This is a genomic window from Streptomyces swartbergensis, assembly GCF_002148965.1.
Lineage (GTDB): Bacteria > Actinomycetota > Actinomycetes > Streptomycetales > Streptomycetaceae > Streptomyces > Streptomyces swartbergensis.
In genome coordinates this window covers 1-875 of record NZ_NGFN01000776.1, presented here as the reverse complement: position 1 = coordinate 875, position 875 = coordinate 1, and the positions used below count along the sequence as shown (strand labels likewise).

At 66.1% G+C, this 875-nt stretch carries 1 protein-coding gene; it reads left to right on the top strand.

Going from position 1 to position 875, the window contains the following annotated elements:
• Positions 1–875: ABC-three component system protein (locus CA983_RS46530; RefSeq protein ID WP_158101953.1), on the top strand; the 875-nt coding region annotated here is incomplete at both ends.

Here is an 875-nt window from a genome sequence, read left to right as displayed (position 1 = left end):
ATGCAGAGGGGCCGTGGCTGACGCTCGTCACCACCCAGCATGCGCGCGAGGGTTCGGCAGCGGCGGCGCTGCGCAGCCCGAGCCGGGAGCCTGGTGTGGCTCTGCGACGGCTTGAGACCGCTGCGGCAGAGTCGAAATCGGAGAAGACCGCTGAGGCTCGGGCGCGCTTCCTCGCCCTGTCGTCCGGTGAGCGCGCGACGTTCGTTCAGCGCATGCGGGTTATCGACGGCACCCTCGGTATCGACGACCTCGATGGGGCTGTGCGGAAGTGGCTGCTGTTCACTCTCCCGTCCGGCGAGGGTGCGCAGGCGACGTTCATGGAGCAGTTGTGGGCGTGGTGGTACGACCAGGTCGTCGAGATGCTGCAGAAGCGCCGGACGAGCGTGTCGGTGGGGATGGTGCATCGTCGGGTTGAGCAGATCCGGGATGACTACGCTGCGGATCGGCTTCCTACTCTGGTGGAGCGGAGCGACTGGCAGGCCGCCCAGCAGGAGGGCGTGGACTACAGCGAGCGGTTCTTCGTCCATCAGCTGCGGTGGGTCAACCTCGGCCGGCGGGAGCTGGAGAAGGCGATGATGGATTACTACCGCGCCTATAACCAAGCTGTGGCCTGGGCGGACAATGACCTGATCGGCTTGGAGGAACTGGAGCGCTATCAGGCCGACTTGGTCGACGAGTGGGAGCGGCTCTTTGCCCGTATGGTTCGCCGGCTGCCGGCGGATGCGAGCGAGCAGGATCGGCAGGACGCGGGGGAAGAGCTGCTGTGGCAGGTGCTGGACAGCGTCACGGTCAGGATCAGGGACCAGTACGACCAGGTCTTCTTTCATCGCGGCCAGCATCACTGCCTGGCGGATGAAGCCCGCGTGGGATGGCAT